Source organism: Hasllibacter halocynthiae (genome assembly GCF_003003095.1).
Classification (GTDB): domain Bacteria; phylum Pseudomonadota; class Alphaproteobacteria; order Rhodobacterales; family Rhodobacteraceae; genus Hasllibacter; species Hasllibacter halocynthiae.
This window is the reverse complement of the sequence record NZ_PVTT01000001.1, coordinates 94761-114704: the sequence shown is the minus strand read 5'-3', so window position 1 is coordinate 114704 and position 19944 is coordinate 94761. Positions and strand designations below refer to the sequence as shown.

Sequence of the window (19944 nt, the reverse complement as noted above, 5' to 3'; positions counted from 1 at the left end):
GGAGTTCCCCCGTGGAAGAAGCCTATATCTACGACGCCGTTCGCACCCCGCGCGGCAAGGGCCGCGCCGACGGCTCGCTGCACGAGGTCACGTCCGCCCGCCTCTCGGCCGTCGCGCTGGAGGCGATCCGGGACCGCAACGATCTCGACACCGCGCAGCTGGAGGACGTGATCTGGGGCAACGCCACCCAGATCGGAGAGCAGGGCGGATGCCTCGCGCGGACGGCCGTCCTCGCTGCGGACTACGACGAGCGGGTGCCCGGCGTCTCGGTCAATCGGTTCTGCGCCTCCGGGATGGAGGCCGTGAACATGGCCGCCAACCAAGTCCGCGGCGGCGCGGGCCAGGCCTACGTCGCAGGCGGTGTCGAAATGATGAGCCGCGTGCCGATGGGCAGCGACGGGGCGGCCATCGCGGTCGACCCCTCCATCGCGATGGAGACCTATTTCGTGCCGCAAGGCGTCTCGGCCGACATCATCGCGACCCGTTACGGCATCACGCGCGACCAGGCGGACGAGCTGGCGATGAACAGCCAGAAGCGCGCCGCCAAGGCTTGGGAGGAAGGGCGCTTCGACAAGTCCGTCGTCACGGTCAAGGACCGCAACGGCGTGCCGATCCTCGATCATGACGAATTCATCCGCCCCGACACCGACATGCAGAAGCTCGGCGCGCTGAAGCCCTCGTTCAAGGAGATGGGCGAGGTGATGCCCGGCTTCGATCAAGTGGCGCTGCTGAAATACCCGGAGTTGGAGTCGGTGAACCACATCCACCATGCCGGCAACTCCTCCGGGATCGTGGACGGGGCGGCGGCGGTCCTGATCGGCAACAAGGCCTTCGGCGAGGCGGCGGGACTGAAGCCTCGCGCACGCATCCGGCACACGGCGAAGATCGGCACCGATCCCACGATCATGCTGACCGGCCCGGTGCCCGTCACCGAGAAGGTGCTGGCCGAGACGGGGATGACCGTAGCGGACTTCGACGTGATGGAGGTGAACGAAGCCTTCGCCGCCGTGGTCCTGCGCTTCCTTCAAGCCTTCGACGCGGACCCGGACAAGGTGAATCCCAATGGCGGGGGCATCGCCATGGGCCACCCCCTGGGGGCGACGGGGGCGATCATCATCGGCACCCTCCTCGACGAATTGGAGCGCACGGACAAGGAAGTCGGCCTCGCGACGCTTTGCGTCGCGTCGGGCATGGGCGCGGCGACGGTGATCGAGAGGGTCTGATGCGTCCCTCCGCCCTCACGATCTATCAGGCGCATCTGGACCGGGTCACGGCCCTCGTCTGGGAAGGCCGGTTCGGGGACGCCGCCCGCGCCATGGACTATCCCCACTTGCGGACCGCGCCGGAGGGGGAGGCGCAGCTCATGACCCCAGAGCAGGTCGCCAGGGACATGCAGGCATTCCGCGACCGGATGGCCGATCTGGGCGCGACGTCCTACCGACGCATGGCGGAAGCGGCGGAGTACCACCCGGCGAATCCCGATCGCATCGACGGCGTCCACCGGACCTGCATCTTCCGACGCGGCGGCTACGCGGTCGAGCCGTACCTCGCCCGCCTGACGCTGCGCTGCGCCGTCGGGCTGTGGCGCGGAGCGAGCCTGCTGCTCGCCGAGACGCCAGCCGCGCTGACCTTCTTCCACCCAACGACACCCAAGCGCCGCCCCGATGCGGCCGAGGAGAGACGATGACCGACTTCACCATGCAAAAGGGCGACGACGGGGTCGCCGTGATCACTTGGGACGTGCCCGGCAAGTCCATGAACGTCCTCAGCCTAGAGGGCTGGGACGAGTTGGAGGCGCTGGTGGATGACGCGCTGGGGGACGATGCCGTGAAGGGCGTCGTCATCACCTCCGGCAAGGACAGCTTCGCGGGGGGGATGGACCTCAACGTCATCGCCAAGATGAAGGCGTCCGCCGGGGACGACCCCGCGAAGGGGCTTATGGACGGGCTGATGCGCTCGCACGCGATCCTGCGGAAGATCGAGCGCGCGGGGATGGAGCCCAAGACGAACAAGGGCGGCAAGCCCATCGCGGCCGCCCTGCCCGGCACCGCCCTGGGCATCGGGCTGGAGATCCCGCTGGCCTGCCACCGCATCTTCGCCGCCGACAACCCCAAGGCGAAGATCGGCCTACCCGAGATCATGGTCGGCATCTTCCCCGGCATGGGCGGCACCACGCGCCTCGTCCGCAAGATGGGCGCGATGGCGGCCTCGCCCCTCCTCCTCGAGGGAAAGCTGAACGACCCGCGGCGCGCCAAGGCCGCCGGAGTGATCGACGAGGTGGTGGACGACCCCGTCGCGGCGGCGAAGGAGTGGGTCCTGTCGGATCCGAAGATCGTCAAGCCCTGGGACGAAAAGGGCTACAAGATGCCCGGCGGCGCGCCCTACCATCCCGCGGGCTTCATGACCTTCGTCGGCGCCTCGGCCATGGTGAACGGGCGCACGAAGGGCGTCTTTCCGGCGGCTAAGGCGTTGCTCTCGGCAGTCTACGAGGGCGCGCTGGTTCCCTTCGACGCAGCCATCAGGATCGAGGCGCGCTGGTTCACCTCCGTCCTCCTGAACCCCTCGTCGGAGGCGATGATCCGGTCGCTCTTCATCAACAAGGAGAAGCTGGAGAAGGGCGCCAACCGGCCCGAGGTGCCGGACCAGGCCGTTCGCAAGCTCGGCGTCCTGGGCGCGGGCATGATGGGCGCGGGCATCGGATACGTCGCCGCCAATACGGGGATCGAGGTCGTCCTGATCGACCGCGAGCAGGCGGCCGCGGACAAGGGCAGGTCCTACTCGGAAGGCATCCTGGACAAGGGTATCGCCCGCAAGAAGGTCACGGAGGAGAAGAAGGGCGAGGTGCTCGGCCGCATCCACGCCACCACAGACCTGGAAGCGCTGAATGGCTGCGATCTGATCGTCGAGGCCGTGTTCGAGGATGTCTCCGTCAAGGCCGAGATGACGAAGGCCGTCGAAGCCGTCGTGGGCCCGGACTGCATCTTCGCCACCAACACGTCGACCCTGCCGATCACCGAGCTGGCCAAGGCGTCCGAGCGCCCCGAGAAGTTCATCGGCATCCACTTCTTCTCGCCCGTCGACAAGATGATGCTGGTCGAGATCATCAAGGGCGAGCGCACCGGCGACGTCGCGGTGGCCAAGGCGCTCGACTTCGTGCGGCAGATCAGGAAGACGCCGATCGTCGTGAACGACGCGCGGTTCTTCTACGCCAACCGCTGCATCATCCCCTACATCAACGAAGGGATCCGCATGGTTGCGGAAGGCGTCGAGCCCGCCTTGGTGGAGAACGCCGCCAAGCTGGTCGGAATGCCGCTGGGCCCGCTGCAGCTGGTGGACGAGACCTCGATCGACCTCGGTGTGAAGATCGCCAAGGCCACCCGCGCCGCTATGGGCGATGCCTATCCCGACGGTGCCGTGGACGAGGTGCTGTTCGCCTTCGCGGACGAAGGCCGGCTGGGCCGCAAGTCCAATGCGGGCTTCTACGACTACGACGAGAAGGGCAAGCGCACCGGCCTCTGGTCCGAGCTGCCTGCGAAGTACCCGGTCGCGGACCAACAGCCTTACGTCCACGACGTTCAGCACCGGCTCCTGATGGCGCAGGTCCTCGAAGCCGTGCGCGCCTTTGAGCAGGGCGTGCTGGAGGACATCCGCGAAGGCGACGTCGGCGCGATCCTCGGCTGGGGCTTCGCGCCCTGGTCGGGCGGCCCCTTCTCCTGGCTGGACATCGTGGGCGCGCCCTGGGCGGCGGAGCTGTGCGACCGCCTTTCGGCCGACCACGGGGAGCGCTTCGCATGCCCTGCCCTGCTGTGCGAGATCGCGGAGGCAGGGGACACGTTCTACGGCCGCTACGGCGGCGGGGACGCCTACGCGAAGGCTGCCTGAGCCAGCACGCGGGACTCATAGCCCGTCAAGAGGGGCCGCGCGGGATGCCGGGCGGCCCCCTTCGCCTCGGCCATGAGAGGATCGCGGCCCACGGGGCGCAGCAGCGTCTCTGCCCAGAGGCCGGCCGCGCGCACGATCTGGTGGCGGGCGCAGGCGAAGTGGACGTAGCGCACGCCGCCCGCGGGCCGGAACGCCCGGCCCAGCCAGCGCGCCTCGATCAGCGCCTCGCCCTCGCCGGTCAGGAGCGGGATCGCCCCGCCGATCTGCAGGACGCGGTGCAGCGGCGAAAGGACTGGCCCCGAGGCCAACCGGATGGGGCAGAGGGAGGGTTCGGCCGCCATCTCGGCGAGGGAGACGTCGCGGGCACCGGTCCACGTCACCTCGCAAGCGCCGTCGTCGCGTGTCAGCACCATGTCGCCCGGACGCAGCAGGCCCACCGGGCGGGGGCCAGAGGGCGTGTCGATCAAGACATCTGGGGTAAAGCAGGGCAGGTCCGAATACGGCGTTGTCCCGTTGCCAGTGTTGCCCGTGATCGTGCCCAGCGTCGTGCCCGGCGGAGGCGCGCCGCCGACCACCGCATAGCCGGCGGTGACGAGGTTCGGCTGGCCCGGCTGGCCGGCGTCGGGGTTCTGGATGCGGATCGCGACGATCTCGGTCCCGTCGGAGAACTCGGTCACGAACTCGGCCTGGACCTGGCTGCCGGGGGGGAAGGTCTTCGTGACCGTCGTGCCGTTCTGGTCGTAGGTCAGCGTCACCGGCTCACCCAGCGCTTGGCGCGCACCCGTGCCGTCGTCGAAGGTGGTCAGGCTGTCGCCCCCTTGGTTCGGGCCGGTCGTGTTGAAGTCGTCCACTATGGTGACGATCTGGCCCGTGTCGGAGCCGGTCGTGAAGGTGCCCGTCCTAGTCGAGCCATTGGTCGCCCCGGACGTGAACGCCTGCGCGCCGGACCCGTTGGTCAAATTCGACGCGCCGAAGATGCGGACTTCGTACTGGCTCGGCATGGGCGGACCCTCAGGTGGAGATGGAAGTAACGCCTCGTATGGCGCGGCGGCGAAGCTCGTGCGGCTAGGATGGGGCTGAAATATGTCTTCTCTACTGCTCGGCGCAATTCTTCTTGAAGGTCCTCCGGCTAGGACAGCCCCCGCCACGCCTTTCTGGAAGGCCATGGAAGCCTCTGCCGACCCATCGCCGAAACGTCAGAACCGATAGCCGAAGCGGCCGATCTCCTCGGGACAGAGCGTCTCGACCAGCGCGCGGGTCGCGTCGTCGTAGGCGTCTTGTCTGACCGGATGATGGGATCGGTTCGCATGGGGCATCTCGGGGACGAAGCCCAGATGCTCGGCGATGGGCGCGACGTCCTGTGGATAGTGCTCGAGGCGGACATAGGCGGCGCAGCGCTCCTCCCCCCGGGCGGTCGTGACGTAGGCCGAAGGGGGGTTGGCCGCGACCATCGCCCGGATCGACGGCTCGCGCAGGAAGTCCCCGAGGGTGCGCGTCTTGGCCGATGCCACGGCGGGATGGTCGAAGGACTGCCGCCCCAGCCACGCGTGCCAGCTCAGAAGGCGGTCCCAAGGGTTGCGGATCAGGGTGAAGACGAAGGCTCCGTCGACGAAGCGCTGGTCCACCAGCCCGGGCACGTCCCGAAGGGTCGAGTGCTTCCATAATCGCCCGGCGGCGGGCACGCCCCGATGGCGCCCGGCGCGGCGGCGCGCCTTGGGCGTGTCGCCGATGAGGATGTCGGCGGCCTGCGCGCGATCCTCAAGCGCCAGCGACATGGAGGTGCCGCCCGTCTTGGGAATGTGGACGAAGATGAAGTTGCGCCCGGGGCTGATGTGCATGGCGTCTTTGATACCGCCCCACCTTGTCGAAACCGAGCCCCGGCGCGACAACGGATGCGGGAGGATCTGCCGATGAGGCGCATACGCGACGCGACCGGGCCGCGAGGGCGACCCGCCGATGCCCCCCTCGGCCCCGCGGGCTACCTCGGGCGGTGGAGGCGGCCAAAGGCGTGACCCGCACCGCCATCGCCGAATATGCCCGGCTCGAGGCGACGGCCCGATGGCGTCCTGCCGTCGGGGCGGAGCGGCGCGAGGTGATCGTCTCGCTCGGAGAGTCGTCCCTGGTGCTGAAGGACATGGCCGATCGACCGCTCGCGCATTGGTCGCTGCCTGCCGTCGAAGCTGTCGAGGAGGCGGAGGATCGCGTGCTTCTGACGCCCGGCGCCGGCGAGATGTTGGAGATCGAGGACCGGGAGATGGTCCAGGCCATCGCTCGTTTGCGCGCCGCGCTGAACCGGCGGCCACGCCGCCTGCGCCTGGGGCGTTGGATCGCGCTGGGGGCGGCCGTCGTGATGGCGGCGCTGCTGGCGGCCGCCGTGCCCGAGCGCCTGCGTGACGACATCCGCGCGACCGCCGCGGAGCGGGACGGCACGCCGTCCTTCGACGCCCTTAAGGGCGAGCTGGCGGCGCAGGGCGATCTCTGCGAGCCGCCCGCCCGCCTGCGGAGCGCCTGGGACCTCGCCGCGCGCATGGGCGAGGTGCGTGGAGGCGAGGCGCTGCTGGTGCTCGCAGACGGGACGGGCGATGCGGTCCTTCTTCCGGACGGTGGCGCCATGGTGCCCGAGGCCTTGCTGCGGACGATGCCGTCGGCCGAGGCCCTCGCCGCTCGGATTGAAGCCGCGCGTGTTCGCGGGGGCAATGCCCGACCCGCCGAGATGGCGGAGCGGATGGGGCCCGGGGCGCTTTTGCGCTATTGGTCGACCTCTCGCCTGCCCGAAGCCGTCGTCGAAGCCGAGGCGGCGCGCATGATGGAAGGTGTCGCGCGGCCGGCGCTGGCACCCGCAGCGCTGGAAGCCGCGTTCGCCGCGCGGCCGCACCTCGCCCCCATCTATGCCGAGACCGTTCCCGGACCCGATGGCGACGCCCTTCGCGCCGCGATCGGCACCGCCCTGGAAGAGCCATCCCCTGCGGACATCGACGACCAGACCTGGGTCGCCCTTCAGGAGATGTGCGCAGGCTAGGCGTCAGTGCCCTGCCAGCACGCGGCGATATGCAGGGGTCAGCTGCTCGGACCGAAGGGGCGAGCGCAGGCGCCGCGGCGTCGTGTTCGTCCAAGTGAGCTGCGCCGCGAAGGACCCGGCGATGCTTCGCGGGCCGCGGTCGGGATTCAGGCGCCCGTCATCGAACGCGACCGCGCGGTAGCCGGGCGGGATGGCGACCGGAGCGACGGCTTCGGGGCGGGCGACGATGCGGGGCACGACCAGCCCGCCGGGGACGACAACGGGCTGCGCACCGGCAAGGGCCCGTTCCGCCCCGATCCGCACCCGGATCGGACCGCGCGAGGTATCGGCGATCACCGTTCCGGCGAGCACCCGGCGAATCGCGCCGTCCGAAGCGAGGCGCTCGTCGCCAACGGGGATATCGTCCGACACCGCGTCATACTGCGCGGCAGGCAGCGCCGCCGCGCCGTCCACGGCTCCGCAACCCCGTGTCGGGGCATGGGCGCCCGCCGGGCCCAGGCAGCCTCCACTCAAGGCGGCGGGATCGGGGAGCGGCCCTGCTGCGGGCAGGCCCGCGCCCGGCGCGACGGCCTGCATCCCCGCATCCGAGACGGTCGGCCGCGCCCCGCAAAGTTGCCGCCGGTCGCGCCCGACGCGGGGCACCCAACTTTCGGCGCCCTCGAAGCCCGCACGCACGTAGATGCAGCCCCGGCTGTCGATGTACTGACGGCCTTCGAAGCTGGATGGAGGCAGTTCGGCCGGCGGCCCGGCAAGGCGAAGACCCTGGGCGGCGACCGGTAGTGCCGACAGACCGCCCGCCCAGAGCGCCGCCACGGCGAGGATCATCTTCCAGCCCATGCGAAGCTCCTCCGCCAGCATCCGTCCATTCAGGAACATGAATGCCGAACGCATCGAGGCAAGCGAAATCGGGGGAAGCGCCCCCGTTTCGGCGGCGTGCCTATTTGGTGCCGAACATCCGGTCCCCGGCGTCGCCCAGACCTGGGACGATGTAGCCGACCTCGTTCAGCCGCTCGTCGAGGGCGGCGGTGACGACTGGTACGTCGGGGTGGGCCTCCTTCATGCGCTCAACCCCTTCGGGCGCGGCGAGGAGGCAGAGGAACAGGATGTCCGTCGCCCCCGCCTCCTTGATCCTGTCCACCGCCGCGACGGAGGAGTTGCCCGTCGCCAGCATCGGGTCCACGGCGATCACCAGCCGTTCGGAGAGGCGTTCGGGCAGCTTGCAGTAGTACTCGACCGGCTCGAGCGTCGCCTCGTCGCGGTAGAGGCCGACGAAGCCCACCCGCGCGCTCGGGATCAGGTCGAGGATGCCGTCCAAAAGGCCGTTCCCCGCCCGCAGGATCGACACCAGCGCCAGCTTCGGCCCGTCGATCGTGGGCGCGTCCATCTCGGTCATGGGCGTCGCGATCCGGCGCGTCGTCATCGGCAGGTTCCGCGTCGCCTCGAAGGCCAGGAGCAGGCTGATCTCGCGCAGGAGCCGGCGGAACTTCTGGGTGCTCGTCCCCTCCTCGCGCATGAGGGTCAGCTTGTGCTGCACGAGGGGGTGGTCGACGACTGTCAGGTGGTCCATTCGCTCAGCCTCTTGCGGATCGCGTCCTTCGTGACCTCGTCGCAGAAGGCGGCCCGAAGCGCCACCTCGTTGAGCGCGCGCAGGTCGCCCTCGTCCCAGCCGAAGGCACGCTCCAGCCCCTCCCATTCCTTGGTCAGCGTGGTGCCGAAGAACGGGGGGTCGTCCGTCGAGACGGTGACGGGCACGCCGGCGGCGCGCAGCCGCTCGATCGGGTGACCCTCGAGCGGCCCGGACGCACCCAGGACCACGTTCGAGCCGGGGCAGACCTCCAGCACGGTGCCCCGTTCGGCCAAGGTCTCCGTCAGGGCGGGATCCTCGGCGGCGCGGATGCCGTGACCGATGCGCGAGACCCCGAGGGCAAGCGCGTCGCGCACCTCCTCCGCACCGCGCCACTCGCCGGCGTGGGTGGTCAGGCCCAGACCGGCCTCGCGCGCGCAATCGAAGGACCAAGCGAAGTCCTGCTGACGGCCGACGCGCTCGTCTCCGCCCATGCCGAAGCCCGTGACGAAGCCGCTCCCCGAGCCGTCGCCCGTTTCGGCCGCGCAGAGGGCGGAACGCTTGGCCGCCTCGGGACCTTCGTGCCGGATGCAGGTGACGATCCCGCGCATCTCGACCGGCGAGGCATGGGCCGCCTCCTCCATCGCGGCAAGGTGCTCGCGCCAGGCCGCAAGGTCCCCGCCGCCGCAGAAGGCGGGGCTCAGGAAGACCTCGGCATAGACCGCGCCCTGTCGTTCCAGATCCTCCAGAACGGCCGCCGTCAGGCGCCCGAACTCCCGCGGGCCGCGAAGGACGCTCGTGGCGGCCTCGTAGCAGCGCAGGAACCCGGCGAACCCGTTCCAGCGATAACCGTCCCGATCCACGACGCCCCGCAGGTCGATGCCCTGCTCCTCCGCGAGGCCTTGGATGAAGGTCGGCGGGGCGGCTCCTTCGAGGTGGAGGTGCAGCTCGACCTTCGGCGCGTCCCGCCAGTTCATAGGGCGTTCCTCCCATGATGCGGCTGAGGCAGGTCCAGCCATGACGCAACCGTCGCGCCGACGTCGGAAAAGGCCAGCGGGCCGAGCGGCCCGACCCCGGCGCCGTGGATCAGAACGGGAACCCGTTCGCGCGTGTGGTCAGTGCCGCGCCAGGTGGGGTCGTTGCCGTGGTCGGCGGTGACGACGACGAGATCCCCTGCCCGCAGCTTCGCGAGGAACGGGCCGAGCCAGCGATCGAACCGCTCCAGCGCGCGCGCGTAGCCTTCGGGATCGCGGCGGTGGCCGTACTCGCTGTCGAACTCGACGAGGTTGGCGAATACCAGCGCGCCCTCCGGGGCTTCGACCGCGAGCGCGTCGAGATGCGCCATCAGGGCGGCGTCACGACCCTTGAGGCTGCGGGTGACGCCGCGGCCCGCAAAGATGTCCGCGATCTTGCCCACCGCGACCACCTCGCGCCCCGCCCCCGCCGCGAGGTCGAGCAGCGTCTGTCCCGGCGGCTCGAGTGCGAAGTCGCGCCGGTTCGCGGTTCGCTCGAACGTGCCGGGCTCGCCGATGAAGGGCCGGGCGATGACCCGCCCGACCTTTCGCGCGTGAAGGGCCGGCGCTACGGCCCGGCAGACCTCCAGAAGCCGTTCCAGCCCGAACGCCTCCTCGTGGGCGGCGATCTGGACCACGCTGTCCGCGGATGTGTAGAGGATCGGCCGGCCCGTCCGCAGATGCTCCTCCCCCAGCCGCGCGATGACATCCGTGCCGGAGGCGTGGGCATTGCCCAGCGTGCCCCTCGTTCCGGCTGCCTCGGCCACTGCGGTCATCACCTCTGATGGGAAGGCAGGATCGTCGTCGGGGAAGTAGGTCCATTCGAACGGTACGGGCAGGCCTGCCAACTCCCAATGGCCGGATGGGGTGTCCTTGCCACGGGACGCTTCGGTCGCGGCGCCCCAGCGCCCCGTGACGGACGCCTTCGGGACGGGCTGCCCGTTAGCCGCCGCGTGAGCATGGGCCAGCCCGAGCCCGTCCAGCACCGGTACGTCGAGGCCAACCGCCGCGCGGATATGGCCCGTCGTATCCGCTCCTTCGTCACCGAAATCCGCGGCGTCCGGCGCCCCGCCGATCCCGACGCTGTCGAGCACGATGAGGAACACCCGTCTCATGCATGTCGCTCCTTCTCCGTCGGCGACGACATTTCGCCGAGGTTCGGGAAACCGAGCACCCCGGTCGGCCTGAGGGGTTTTGATCGCACCTTCGAAGGGGCGTCCCTCATCTGACGCGCCCCAACACCAGGGGTGGCGAGGCCTCGGCCCGGTCCGCGACCCGCATCGCGCCGAGGACCGCGACCGCGGCCGCCCGGGCATCGTCCTCCGAAGCGGCGTGTATCGCCGCGAGGGGCTGGCCGGCCTCGACCCGGTCGCCGATCCGGGCGATCCCCGTCAGACCCACGGACGGGTCGACCCGGTCGCCGGGACGCTGCCGCCCGCCGCCCAGCGCGGCGACCGCCTCACCCAGGGCGCGCCCGTCCACCGATGCCAGCACGCCGGCCCGGGGCGCGCCGACCTCGACGACGAATTTCGGCCCCGGCAAACGGTCGCGCCAGCGGTGCGCGAAGTCGCCGGGCCCGCCCTGGGCAGCGACCATGCGCCCGAAGACCTCCGCCGCGCGGCCGTCGGCTAGCGCCCCGGCGATCCGGTCTGCCCCGTCCTCCGCGTCCGGGACCAGCCCGCCGAGCGCGAGGAGCGCGCCGCCGAGCTCGCAGGTCACCTCCGAGAGGTCGCAGCCCGTGTCCTCCGTCAGGACCTCCATCGCGGCCATGACCTCCACCGCGTTCCCCATCGCGGGGGCCAGCGGCTCGTCCATCGCGGTGACGAGGGCAACCGACCGCAGCCCCGCCCCGTTCGCGGTATACACCAGCGCCTCGGCTAGGGCATGCGCGGCCTCCATGTCTGGGTTGAAGGCGCCCGTGCCGCACTTCACGTCGAGCACGAGCGCGTCGAGCCCGGCCGCGAGCTTCTTCGACAGGATCGATGCCACGATGAGGTCGAGGCTCTCTACCGTGCCGGTCACGTCCCGCACGGAGTAGAGGATGCGGTCGGCGGGCGCGACGCGTTCGGACGCGCCCATGATCGCGCAGCCGACCTTGCCCGTGACGCGCCGCAGGCGCGAGACGTCGCCCGCGACCGAGAGCCCCGGAATCGCCTCCAGCTTGTCGAGGGTGCCCCCCGTGTGCCCCAGGCCCCGCCCCGAGATCATCGGCACGTAAGCCCCGCAGGCCGCGAGCGCCGGGGCGAGGATCAGCGACACGCAATCCCCCACACCGCCGGTGGAATGCTTGTCCAGGACAGGCCCGTCGAGTTGCCAGTCCAGCACGGCGCCGCCGTCGCGCATCGCTTCGGTCAGCGCGACGCGGCCCCCCTCGCCCAGCCCCGGCCCCATGCAGACCGCCATGGCGAAGGCCGCCGCCTGCTCGAGCGAGACGCTGCCGTTCGCGATGCCCAGCGCGAACGCCCGGAGATCCCCCGACACTGGCCGCTCGCCCATTCGCATCGCCCGCAGCATCGCCGCCGGGCGCAACTCAGGCATCCATGTGCTCCGCGCCGAACGCGCCCGGAAGGAGGGCGCCCACGGTCGTCTCCTCTCGCGCGCCACCGGTGGTGGCCATGATCACGGGCACGTCCGCCTCCGCGAACTCGTTCAGCTTCTGGCGGCAGCCGCCGCAGGGCGGTACGGGGGCCGCCCCCCCCGAGATCACGGCCACCGCATCGATCCGCCGCCCGCCGGCGAGGGCCATGGCCGCGATCGCCCCAGCCTCGGCGCAGGTGCCTTCGGGATAGGCGACGTTCTCGACGTTGCAGCCCCGGTGGACATGCCCCTCCGAAAGGATGGCGGCGCCGACCTTGAAGCCGGAATGGGGGGCATAGGCGGCCTCGCGCGCGTCGCGGGCGGCCTCGATCAGGTCGGCGTGGTCCATCCGCGCTGAATGCCGCCCCTGCCTTCGCCTGTCCAGCGGAACGCCGGGGCGGATGGCGCGTTGGTGCTGCGAACGCACCGTGAACGGAGGACGGCATGGACGACGTGAAGAACGAGGCCCCCGGAAACGCGGCCAAGGATCCTGACGACTGGACCACCGGCGACGAGGCGATGACCGGCGCGCAGGCGAGCTACCTCAAGACGCTCTGCGAAGAGGCGGGCGAGGAATTCGACGATTCGCTTTCCAAGGCGGAGGCGTCCAAGCGCATCGACGCCCTGCAGGAGAAGACGGGACGCGGGTCGTGAGCAGCAACATGTTCCCGATGAAGGGCGTTCTGACCCAGCAGGGCGGCGATCATCGCGGCGGCGAAGCTTCGGAGCCCATGACGCACGAGCAGGCGATGCGACTGCGCGAGTTGGGCGCCGAAGAGGATTCCAGCCTCACCCGCGAGCAGGCCGACGAGCGGATCATGGCGCTGAGCGGGCGGTCCGCCTAGCAGGGCGTTCCGGCGGAGGGCCGCCGGTCAGCCTTCCACCACCGCGCGCACTCCATAGGCGGCCGCTACCTTCGCCAACGCCTCGGCGGGGGGCAGCTCCTCGCTCTCCCCTGTGCGGCGGGAGGTCAGTTCGACGACGCCGCCTTTGATCCCGCGCGGCCCCACGGTGATGCGCCAGGGCAGGCCGATGAGATCCATGGTCGCGAACTTCGTGCCCGCCCGCTCGTCCCGATCGTCGTGGAGCGCCTCGAGGCCGAGCGCTGCGAGCCCCTCCTCCAACGCGGCGGCGGCGGCGTCGCAGGCTCCGTCGCCGGCCCGGAGGTTGACGATGCCGCAATGGAAAGGCGTCACCCCTTCGGGCCAGACGATGCCCTTGTCGTCATGGCTGGCCTCGATGATGGCGCCGACGAGGCGCGAGACCCCGATCCCGTGCGAGCCCATGTGCACGGGAACCGGCTTGCCGTCCGGTCCCTGGACGGTCGCGCCCATGGGCTCGGAGTACTTGGTGCCGAAATAGAAGATCTGTCCGACCTCGATGCCCCGGGAGAGGCGGCGTCGCGCCTCCGGAACTTGCCGCTCGAACGTGGCGACGTCGTGGGTCTCGTCCGTTCGTGCGTAGGGGCGTGTCCACTCCTCGCAGATCGCCCGGAGCTGTGCAGCGTCGTCGTAGTCGACCCTGCGGTCGCCGAGGCGCAGGTCGGTGACGGCGCTGTCGTACATCACCTCGGATTCGCCGGTCTCCGCCAGAACCAGGAACTCGTGCGTGTCGTCGCCGCCGATGGGCCCTGAGTCGGCGCGCATCGGAATAGCCGTCAGCCCCATCCGCTCGTAGGTCCGGAGATAGGCGACCATGTGCCGGTCGTAGGCGATCATCGCGTCCTCGCGCGTGAGGTCGAAGGTGTAGCCGTCCTTCATCAGGAACTCGCGCCCGCGCATGACGCCGAAGCGGGGCCTGATCTCGTCGCGGAACTTCCACTGGATGTGATAGAGGGTCAGCGGCAGCTCCTTGTACGAGCTGGCATGGGCGCGGAAGATGTCGGTGATCATCTCTTCGTTGGTCGGCCCATAGAGCATCTTCCGCCCCTGCCGGTCGGTGATCCGCAGCATCTCGGGCCCGTAGGAGTTGTCGCGCCCCGATTCCTGCCAGAGCTCGCCCGGTTGGATCGTCGGCATCAGCACGGGAAGGTGCCCGGCGCGCTGCTGCTCTTCGTGGACGATTCGCTCGACGTTCCGCAGGACCCGCCAGCCGAGGGGCAGCCAGGAGTAGATGCCGGCGGCCTGCTGCTTGATCATGCCCGCCCGTAGCATCAGGCGATGCGAGGCGACCTGCGCCTCCGACGGGTTCTCCTTCAGGACGGGCAGGAAGTAGCGGCTCAGGCGCATGGAGGTCTCCGGACGACTCCTGCGCCGCGATACGGGCGCCGTCGGGGACGGGCAAGCGCCTTGCGGCCCGCAGGCCAAGCTCGAGAAACGATGCGGCCCCCCGCCGAGGCCACGTGCAGCGACGCCGGCGCGACCGCCGGGCGGATGGTCCGCGATGGCGCCCCCGCCGCCGGGGCGGGGGCGCCAAGGATCGTCAGGGGCAGGCCGCGACGACCGAACCGCCGCCTTGGGTGCGGTAGACGCACTGCCCGCTCGGCGTCTGGCCGATGAAGTTGCCCGCCGCTGCGCCCAAGGCGGCGCCCACGAGCGCGCCCGCGGCCCGGTCGTCGTCGCCCGAGACGGCGAGGCCGGTGGCGGCGCCCAACGCGGCGCCGGTCAGCGCGCCCTGGTTCGCGGTTCCGACGCCGCCGGTAGTCTCGCAGCCCGCCAGGAGCAGGGCGGCCGGAAGGGCGATCAGGATCTTTCTCATAAGTGATTCCTTTTTTCGTCGACGCACCGGGAACTCGGGCGCCTCCCATTCAAGGGCTAGTGCGCGGGAGGCGCTCGAACACCCGACGTTATCGAATGACGACCGCCGACCGGCGAAGCTTCGCCGAGTCCAGGGTCCGAGGCGCACGTGCGGCTGCCCTTCCCGGTCATGCAGGTCGGGTCGCCCATCCACGGGCGCGGGATCCGTCACCGTCGCGGCGGCAACGCGGGGAATTGGGAAGAACGACCCGAAGGGGATATGGTCGCTGCCACCGGACGGACGCGTCCCCATCGCCGCCGTCGCCGGCCTTGGTCGTTCCTGCTCGCGCGGCGACACGGGGGGGCATCGATACGGCCGTGGCCTGGAACGGCCGCCGCGTCCGAGGGAGGGCACCTTTCGGCATGGCCCGGCCGAGGCGCCGCACCTCTCCCAATGCCCGAATCCCGTCGTCGATGCGGGGGCCCGCGGCCTTCGGGCGTTGCGCGGCGCGCGGGGGAACGGCAGAACCATGCGGAACAGGAGAACGACGCATGGCCCTCGCACCGACGCAGCAGCTCAAGTACTGGGGGGTGGCCGCGCTGCTCCTCCTGGTGCTGCTATGGCTCCTGGGGGACGTGCTTCTGCCCTTCGTCCTCGGGGGGACCATCGCCTACTTCCTCGACCCCGTCGCCGACCGGCTGGAGAAATGGGGATTGTCCCGCGCCCTCTCGGTCGCCGTCATCACCGTCGGCGCGATCCTCCTCTTCGTCGCCGTCGTCGTCCCGACCGTCCTGACGCTGGAGGACCAGGTCCGCCTGCTCTTCGTCCAGGGCCCGGAATGGGTCGAGCGCCTGATCGATCCGGACGGTCCGTTCCTGACGCGTTTTCCGGTCGTCGCCGAATACTCGGGACGCATCGAGGACGCCGCCCTGCGCGTCGGCACCGCGCTGCGCGAGCAGGGCGGCGCCATCGCCCTGGGCCTGCTGACCGCGGGTCAAGGCCTCCTGGGGGTCGTGCTCCTGCTCGTCATCGTGCCCGTGGTCACGGTCTACATGCTGCTCGACTGGGACCGGATGATCGCCTCGATCGACGCCCTCGTCCCGCGCGACCATCAGCAGACCATCCGCCGCCTCGCCAGCGAGGTGGACGAGACGCTCTCGGGTTTCCTGAGGGGACAGGGCACGGTGATGCTGATCCTCGGGGCTTACTATGCGGTCGCCCTGGCGCTGGTCGGGCTGAACTTCGGCCTGATCATCGGCGCGTTCGCCGGGCTGCTGACCTTCATCCCCTACGTAGGTGCCATACTGGGCGGGATAACGGCGATCGGCATGGCCCTCGTCCAGTTCTGGGGGGACTGGGTCTGGATCGCCGTGGTCGCCGGCATCTTCGCGTCCGGGCAGTTCGCCGAAGGAAACTTCCTGACGCCCAAGCTCGTTGGCGACAGCGTCGGCCTTCATCCCGTCTGGCTGCTTCTGGCGCTTTCGGCGTTCGGGGCGATCTTCGGCTTCGTCGGCCTCTTGGCGGCTGTGCCCATCGCCGCGGTCCTCGGCGTGATCATCCGTTTCCTGATCGAGCTCTACCGCGAAAGCCGGCTCTACACTGGCGAGCCGGGGCCGCCGGACGCGCCCCTCCTGCACGAGCACGCCGCCGAGAAGGCGATGGACCGAGTCGAGGAGGCCGACACGGAGGACGGCTTCGCCCCGCCCCCGGACGGCGCGCGGTGACGGAGCAGCTTCCCCTGCCCCTGCCCGCGCGCGAGGCGCTGGGACGGGAGGATTACCTCGTCACGGAAGCGACGGCGCCCGTACTCGCCGCGCTGGACGGCTGGCGAGGGTGGCCGGGCGCGAAGGCGCTGCTGATCGGCGCGCCGGGCGCGGGCAAGAGTCACCTCGCCCGGGTCTGGGCGGCTTCGTCGGGGGCGCTGGTGGTTCCGGCGGCGGAAGTGACCGAGGAGGCCGCGCCCCGTCTCGCCGCGGGGCCGCTGGCGGTCGAGGACCTGGATCGGGCGCCGCGGGCCGGAACGGCCCTCTTCCACCTGCACAACCTGATGGCACAGGCCGGAGCGCCCCTTCTGATGACCGCGCGCGGCGCGCCGGGGATATGGGCGGGCGCATTGCCCGACCTCGCCTCGCGCGCGGCGCAGGCGCTGGCGATACCGCTTCCGCCCCCGGACGATGCGCTGCTCGCGGCGCTGGCGGCCAAGCAGTTCGCCGATCGGGGGGTGGCGCCAGACCCGCGCGTCCTCGCTTGGCTGACCACGCACACGGAACGGTCCGCCGAGGCGATCCGTGCCGCCGTCGCCCGTCTGGACGCAGCGGCCCTGGCAGCCAAGCGGCCCATCACCGTACCGCTGGCCCGCGAGACGCTTCGATGAGGGTCGGATCGGGCGCCGCTGCAGACGACATGGCGGCACGGACGGGTTGATCCTCATGCGTCGCGGCCGACCGTGACACGGCCACCCCACCCATCCGGTTCCGGAGTCTTCCCGCGACCTTCGGGACGACTGACTGCCTCGCCGCGAAGGCGTGCCCTACGCCGTGCACCTCGCCCCCGATCGGTAGCGATCGCGGACCGCCTACAGGTCCCGATAACGACGTGGTCGGTCCGCATCGCCCTCGACCCAAGCGTGCGGCGGATCACGCGCACCCGCCAGCCATGCTTGCCCTCCACCCGATTGCTCAGGTCTTTCGTCTACCGAGAGCGGATGCCCGGGGCCAATCGCGGCTTCGCGCTGGAGCGTCCGGGGTAGGTCGAAATCGGCCGTCCGTCCGCCGCCGATGCCGACCCGGCAGAGGCGAGAACACTGCAGGTCCGGAGTCTTCCGGTCGCGGAGGGAGGAACGGAGAAGGGTTCGGGACGAGGCCCCGGACGAGCATGACGGCCTCGGCCGGGCGAGAGCCCCTCAAAGCATGCTCGGCCCGAGGCACCCAGGTGCGAGGGTCGTGCCGTCGATGTGTTGGACTTCGTGCCAAGGGTGCACCATCCTCGCAGCTCCCGCCACGCCAGCCCTCAAGGAAGCGCATGAGCGTCCCCGAGACCGATTTTCTCGCCGCCTCGCCCCCGCCGCCCATCGCGCCGGACGTGCCCGGGCGCGCGATCAACCCGGACGGCCCTTCCCGCTTCTTCAACCGCGAGCTGTCGTGGCTTGCCTTCAACTGGCGGGTTCTCGACGAGGCCGAGAATTCCCGCGTTCCCCTGCTGGAGCGGCTGCGCTTCGTCGCCATCTCGGCGACCAACCTCGACGAGTTCTACACCGTCCGCGTCGCCGGCCTGCGCGAGCTGGACCTGGCCGGCAACCAGACCCCGGCCGCCGACGGCCGCACCCCGGCCGAGCAGCTCGCGCTGATCGACGCGGACGCCCGCCGTCTCATGCAGGCTCAGCAGGACCGATGGTCCGCCCTGCGCGGCGAGATGGCCGAGGCCGGGATAGTGCTCTGCGAGGCGGCCGACCTCTCGGAAGGGGATCGGGCCTTCGCGGAAGCCTACTTCATGGACGAGGTGTTCCCGGTGCTGTCGCCGCTCGCGATCGACCCGGCGCACCCGTTCCCCTTCATCCCGAACGAGGGCCTCTCCCTAGCGCTGACGCTTGAGCGCAGGGGCGACAGGCTGCGCGCGCTCCTGCCGATCCCGGCCAAGCTCGACCGGTTCGTGCGGCTGCCCGCCGATGGCGACGCCTTGCGCTTCCTGCCGCTCGACGCGCTTCTGCTGATGCATCTCGGCGCGCTCTTCCCGGGCTACAGGACCAAGGGGCATTGCGTCTTCCGTGTCCTGCGGGACAGCGACCTCGAGGTCGAGGAGGAGGCCGAGGACCTCGTGCGCGAGTTCGAGACCGCGCTGAAGCGCCGGCGCCGAGGCGAGGTGGTGCGCCTGAAGATCTCCGCCGGCGCGCCGAGCGGGCTGCGCCGCACCATCATGGAGGAGCTGGGCGTCGACGAGGACGAGGTGGTCGAGATCGACGGCCTCATCGGCATGGCCGACCTCTCCGAGCTGGTGGTGCCCGACCGGCCCGACCTGCTCTGGCCGCCGTTCAGCCCCCGCGTGCCCGAACGTGTGCAGGACCATGACGGGGACATGTTCGCGGCCATCCGGCAGAAGGACATGCTGCTGCACCATCCCTACGAGACCTTCGACATGGTGGTCCGCTTCGTGGTGCAGGCCGCGCAGGACCCGGACGTCGTCGCCATCAAGCAGACCCTCTACCGCACCTCAGCCGACAGTCCGGTGGTGAACGCGCTCTGCGAGGCGGCGGAGACCGGAAAGTCCGTCACCGCCCTCGTCGAGCTGAAGGCCCGCTTCGACGAGGCCGCGAACATCCGCCAGTCCCGCAAGCTGGAGCGCGCGGGCGCGCACGTCGTCTACGGTTTCATGAACTACAAGACGCATGCCAAGATAAGCACCGTGGTGCGACGCGAGGGCCCGCGCCTGCGGACCTACACCCATTTCGGCACGGGCAACTACCACCCCATCACGGCACGCATATACACGGACCTGTCGCTCTTCACATGCGATCCGGCGCTCGGGCGCGACGCGGCCAAGATCTTCAACTACCTCTCGGGGTCGGCCCCTCCCGCCGCGCTCGAGAACCTCGCCATCTCGCCGCTGAACCTGAAGTCGACCCTGCTCGACCTGATCGAACGCGAGGGCGAGCATGCCGAAGCCGGCCGCCCGGCGGCGATCTGGGCCAAGATGAACGCCCTCATCGAGCCCGAGGTGATCGACGCCCTCTACGCCGCCTCCGGGCGGGGGGTGCATGTCGACCTCGTGGTGCGCGGGATCTGCGGCCTCCGGCCCGGCGTGAAGGGCCTTTCGGAGAACATACGCGTGAAGTCCATCGTCGGACGCTTCCTAGAGCACAGCCGCATCGTGTGCTTCGGCGCGGGCAAGGGGCTGCCCGGCAAGGGGGCGCGGGTCTTCATCTCGTCGGCGGACTGGATGGGCCGCAACCTGAACCGCAGGGTCGAGACCCTGGTGGAATGCACCAACCCCACGGTGAAGGCGCAGATCGTCAGCCAGATCATGGCCGCCAACATGGCCGACACGCTGCAGTCCTGGGTCCTGCGGCCCGACGGAACCTTCGTCCGCCCCGATCCCGGCGACGCGGCCTTCTCCTGCCATCGCTTCTTCATGGAGAACCCGTCCCTCTCGGGCCGCGGCACGGCGGGCGCGGCGGACGTGCCGGCGCTGACCCATGCGGCCGAATGAAGGGCCGGCGG

19 protein-coding genes are annotated in these 19944 nt (G+C 70.5%); 9 read left to right on the top strand and 10 right to left on the bottom strand.

The features are described from left to right. The first annotated feature begins 11 nt into the window (after positions 1–11). Genes BCF33_RS00545 through BCF33_RS00535 form a run of 3 tightly spaced genes read left to right on the top strand, consistent with a single transcriptional unit; the run spans position 12 to position 3882 of the window. A complete protein-coding gene (locus BCF33_RS00545; RefSeq protein WP_106159012.1) occupies positions 12–1223 on the top strand; it encodes an acetyl-CoA C-acetyltransferase in 1212 nt (403 codons plus the stop codon). After that, complete coding sequence (locus tag BCF33_RS00540; protein ID WP_106159011.1) at positions 1223–1687, top strand: hypothetical protein; 465 nt, start codon at positions 1223–1225, stop codon at positions 1685–1687. Before BCF33_RS00545 ends, BCF33_RS00540 begins: the two co-directional genes overlap by 1 nt. Then, positions 1684–3882 carry a 3-hydroxyacyl-CoA dehydrogenase NAD-binding domain-containing protein gene (locus BCF33_RS00535; RefSeq protein ID WP_106159010.1) on the top strand — a complete coding sequence of 733 codons (2199 nt, stop codon included), beginning with the start codon at positions 1684–1686 and terminating at the stop codon, positions 3880–3882. The genes BCF33_RS00540 and BCF33_RS00535 overlap by 4 nt, the downstream gene beginning before the upstream one ends. Here BCF33_RS00535 and BCF33_RS00530 read toward each other — a convergent pair. Both BCF33_RS00530 and BCF33_RS00525 read right to left on the bottom strand, forming a co-directional pair. Continuing rightward, positions 3864–4883 carry a Hint domain-containing protein gene (locus BCF33_RS00530; RefSeq protein ID WP_158259322.1) on the bottom strand — a complete coding sequence of 340 codons (1020 nt, stop codon included), beginning with the start codon at positions 4881–4883 and terminating at the stop codon, positions 3864–3866. The genes BCF33_RS00535 and BCF33_RS00530 overlap by 19 nt on opposite strands. Positions 4884–5078: 195 nt before the next feature. Then, entirely contained in the window at positions 5079–5720 is a 642-nt protein-coding gene (locus BCF33_RS00525; RefSeq protein WP_106159008.1) for a sulfotransferase family 2 domain-containing protein, read from the bottom strand. Between the two features lie 170 nt (positions 5721–5890). On the opposite strand from BCF33_RS00525, the gene BCF33_RS00520 reads away from it, so the two are divergent. Then, a complete protein-coding gene (locus BCF33_RS00520) occupies positions 5891–6901 on the top strand; it encodes a hypothetical protein (RefSeq protein ID WP_146132757.1) in 1011 nt (336 codons plus the stop codon). Positions 6902–6904: 3 nt separating this feature from the next. On the opposite strand, the gene BCF33_RS00515 is transcribed toward BCF33_RS00520, so the two are convergent. From BCF33_RS00515 to BCF33_RS00490, 6 genes are all read right to left on the bottom strand, one after another. Next, on the bottom strand, positions 6905–7777 hold the full coding sequence (locus tag BCF33_RS00515) for a hypothetical protein (protein WP_146132756.1): 873 nt from the start codon (positions 7775–7777) through the stop codon (positions 6905–6907). A 61-nt stretch (positions 7778–7838) separates the two neighbouring features. After that, on the bottom strand, positions 7839–8468 hold the full coding sequence (upp, locus tag BCF33_RS00510; protein ID WP_106159005.1) for a uracil phosphoribosyltransferase: 630 nt from the start codon (positions 8466–8468) through the stop codon (positions 7839–7841). Next, positions 8456–9442 (bottom strand): adenosine deaminase, encoded by a 987-nt coding sequence (gene add / locus BCF33_RS00505; protein ID WP_106159004.1) that lies wholly within the window; start codon positions 9440–9442, stop codon positions 8456–8458. Before add ends, upp begins: the two co-directional genes overlap by 13 nt. Then, on the bottom strand, positions 9439–10593 hold the full coding sequence (locus tag BCF33_RS00500) for a phosphopentomutase (RefSeq protein ID WP_106159003.1): 1155 nt from the start codon (positions 10591–10593) through the stop codon (positions 9439–9441). Before BCF33_RS00500 ends, add begins: the two co-directional genes overlap by 4 nt. 106 nt (positions 10594–10699) lie before the next feature. Continuing rightward, complete coding sequence (locus BCF33_RS00495) at positions 10700–12016, bottom strand: thymidine phosphorylase (protein ID WP_106159002.1); 1317 nt, start codon at positions 12014–12016, stop codon at positions 10700–10702. After that, positions 12009–12404 carry a cytidine deaminase gene (locus BCF33_RS00490; RefSeq protein WP_106159001.1) on the bottom strand — a complete coding sequence of 132 codons (396 nt, stop codon included), beginning with the start codon at positions 12402–12404 and terminating at the stop codon, positions 12009–12011. Before BCF33_RS00490 ends, BCF33_RS00495 begins: the two co-directional genes overlap by 8 nt. A 95-nt stretch (positions 12405–12499) precedes the next feature. Here BCF33_RS00490 and BCF33_RS00485 point away from each other — a divergent pair, with 95 nt between their 5' ends. Beyond that, positions 12500–12709 carry a DUF3072 domain-containing protein gene (locus tag BCF33_RS00485; RefSeq protein ID WP_106159000.1) on the top strand — a complete coding sequence of 70 codons (210 nt, stop codon included), beginning with the start codon at positions 12500–12502 and terminating at the stop codon, positions 12707–12709. After that, on the top strand, positions 12706–12900 hold the full coding sequence (locus tag BCF33_RS00480; protein WP_146132755.1) for a hypothetical protein: 195 nt from the start codon (positions 12706–12708) through the stop codon (positions 12898–12900). Before BCF33_RS00485 ends, BCF33_RS00480 begins: the two co-directional genes overlap by 4 nt. Positions 12901–12927: 27 nt before the next feature. Here BCF33_RS00480 and proS read toward each other — a convergent pair whose 3' ends face one another. Beyond that, positions 12928–14283, bottom strand: a complete 1356-nt coding sequence (proS, locus tag BCF33_RS00475) for a proline--tRNA ligase (protein WP_106158998.1) — start codon at positions 14281–14283, stop codon at positions 12928–12930. Between the two features lie 193 nt (positions 14284–14476). Next, positions 14477–14752 carry a glycine zipper 2TM domain-containing protein gene (locus BCF33_RS00470; protein ID WP_106158997.1) on the bottom strand — a complete coding sequence of 92 codons (276 nt, stop codon included), beginning with the start codon at positions 14750–14752 and terminating at the stop codon, positions 14477–14479. A 530-nt stretch (positions 14753–15282) separates the two neighbouring features. On the opposite strand from BCF33_RS00470, the gene BCF33_RS00465 reads away from it, so the two are divergent. The 3 genes from BCF33_RS00465 to BCF33_RS00455 all read left to right on the top strand — a co-directional run bounded on the left by BCF33_RS00465 (position 15283) and on the right by BCF33_RS00455 (position 19933). Next, positions 15283–16455, top strand: a complete 1173-nt coding sequence (locus tag BCF33_RS00465; protein WP_106158996.1) for an AI-2E family transporter — start codon at positions 15283–15285, stop codon at positions 16453–16455. Further along, positions 16452–17105 (top strand): HdaA/DnaA family protein, encoded by a 654-nt coding sequence (locus BCF33_RS00460; RefSeq protein WP_106158995.1) that lies wholly within the window; start codon positions 16452–16454, stop codon positions 17103–17105. Before BCF33_RS00465 ends, BCF33_RS00460 begins: the two co-directional genes overlap by 4 nt. A 647-nt stretch (positions 17106–17752) precedes the next feature. Next, positions 17753–19933, top strand: a complete 2181-nt coding sequence (locus BCF33_RS00455) for an RNA degradosome polyphosphate kinase (protein ID WP_106158994.1) — start codon at positions 17753–17755, stop codon at positions 19931–19933. Positions 19934–19944: the final 11 nt, after the last annotated feature.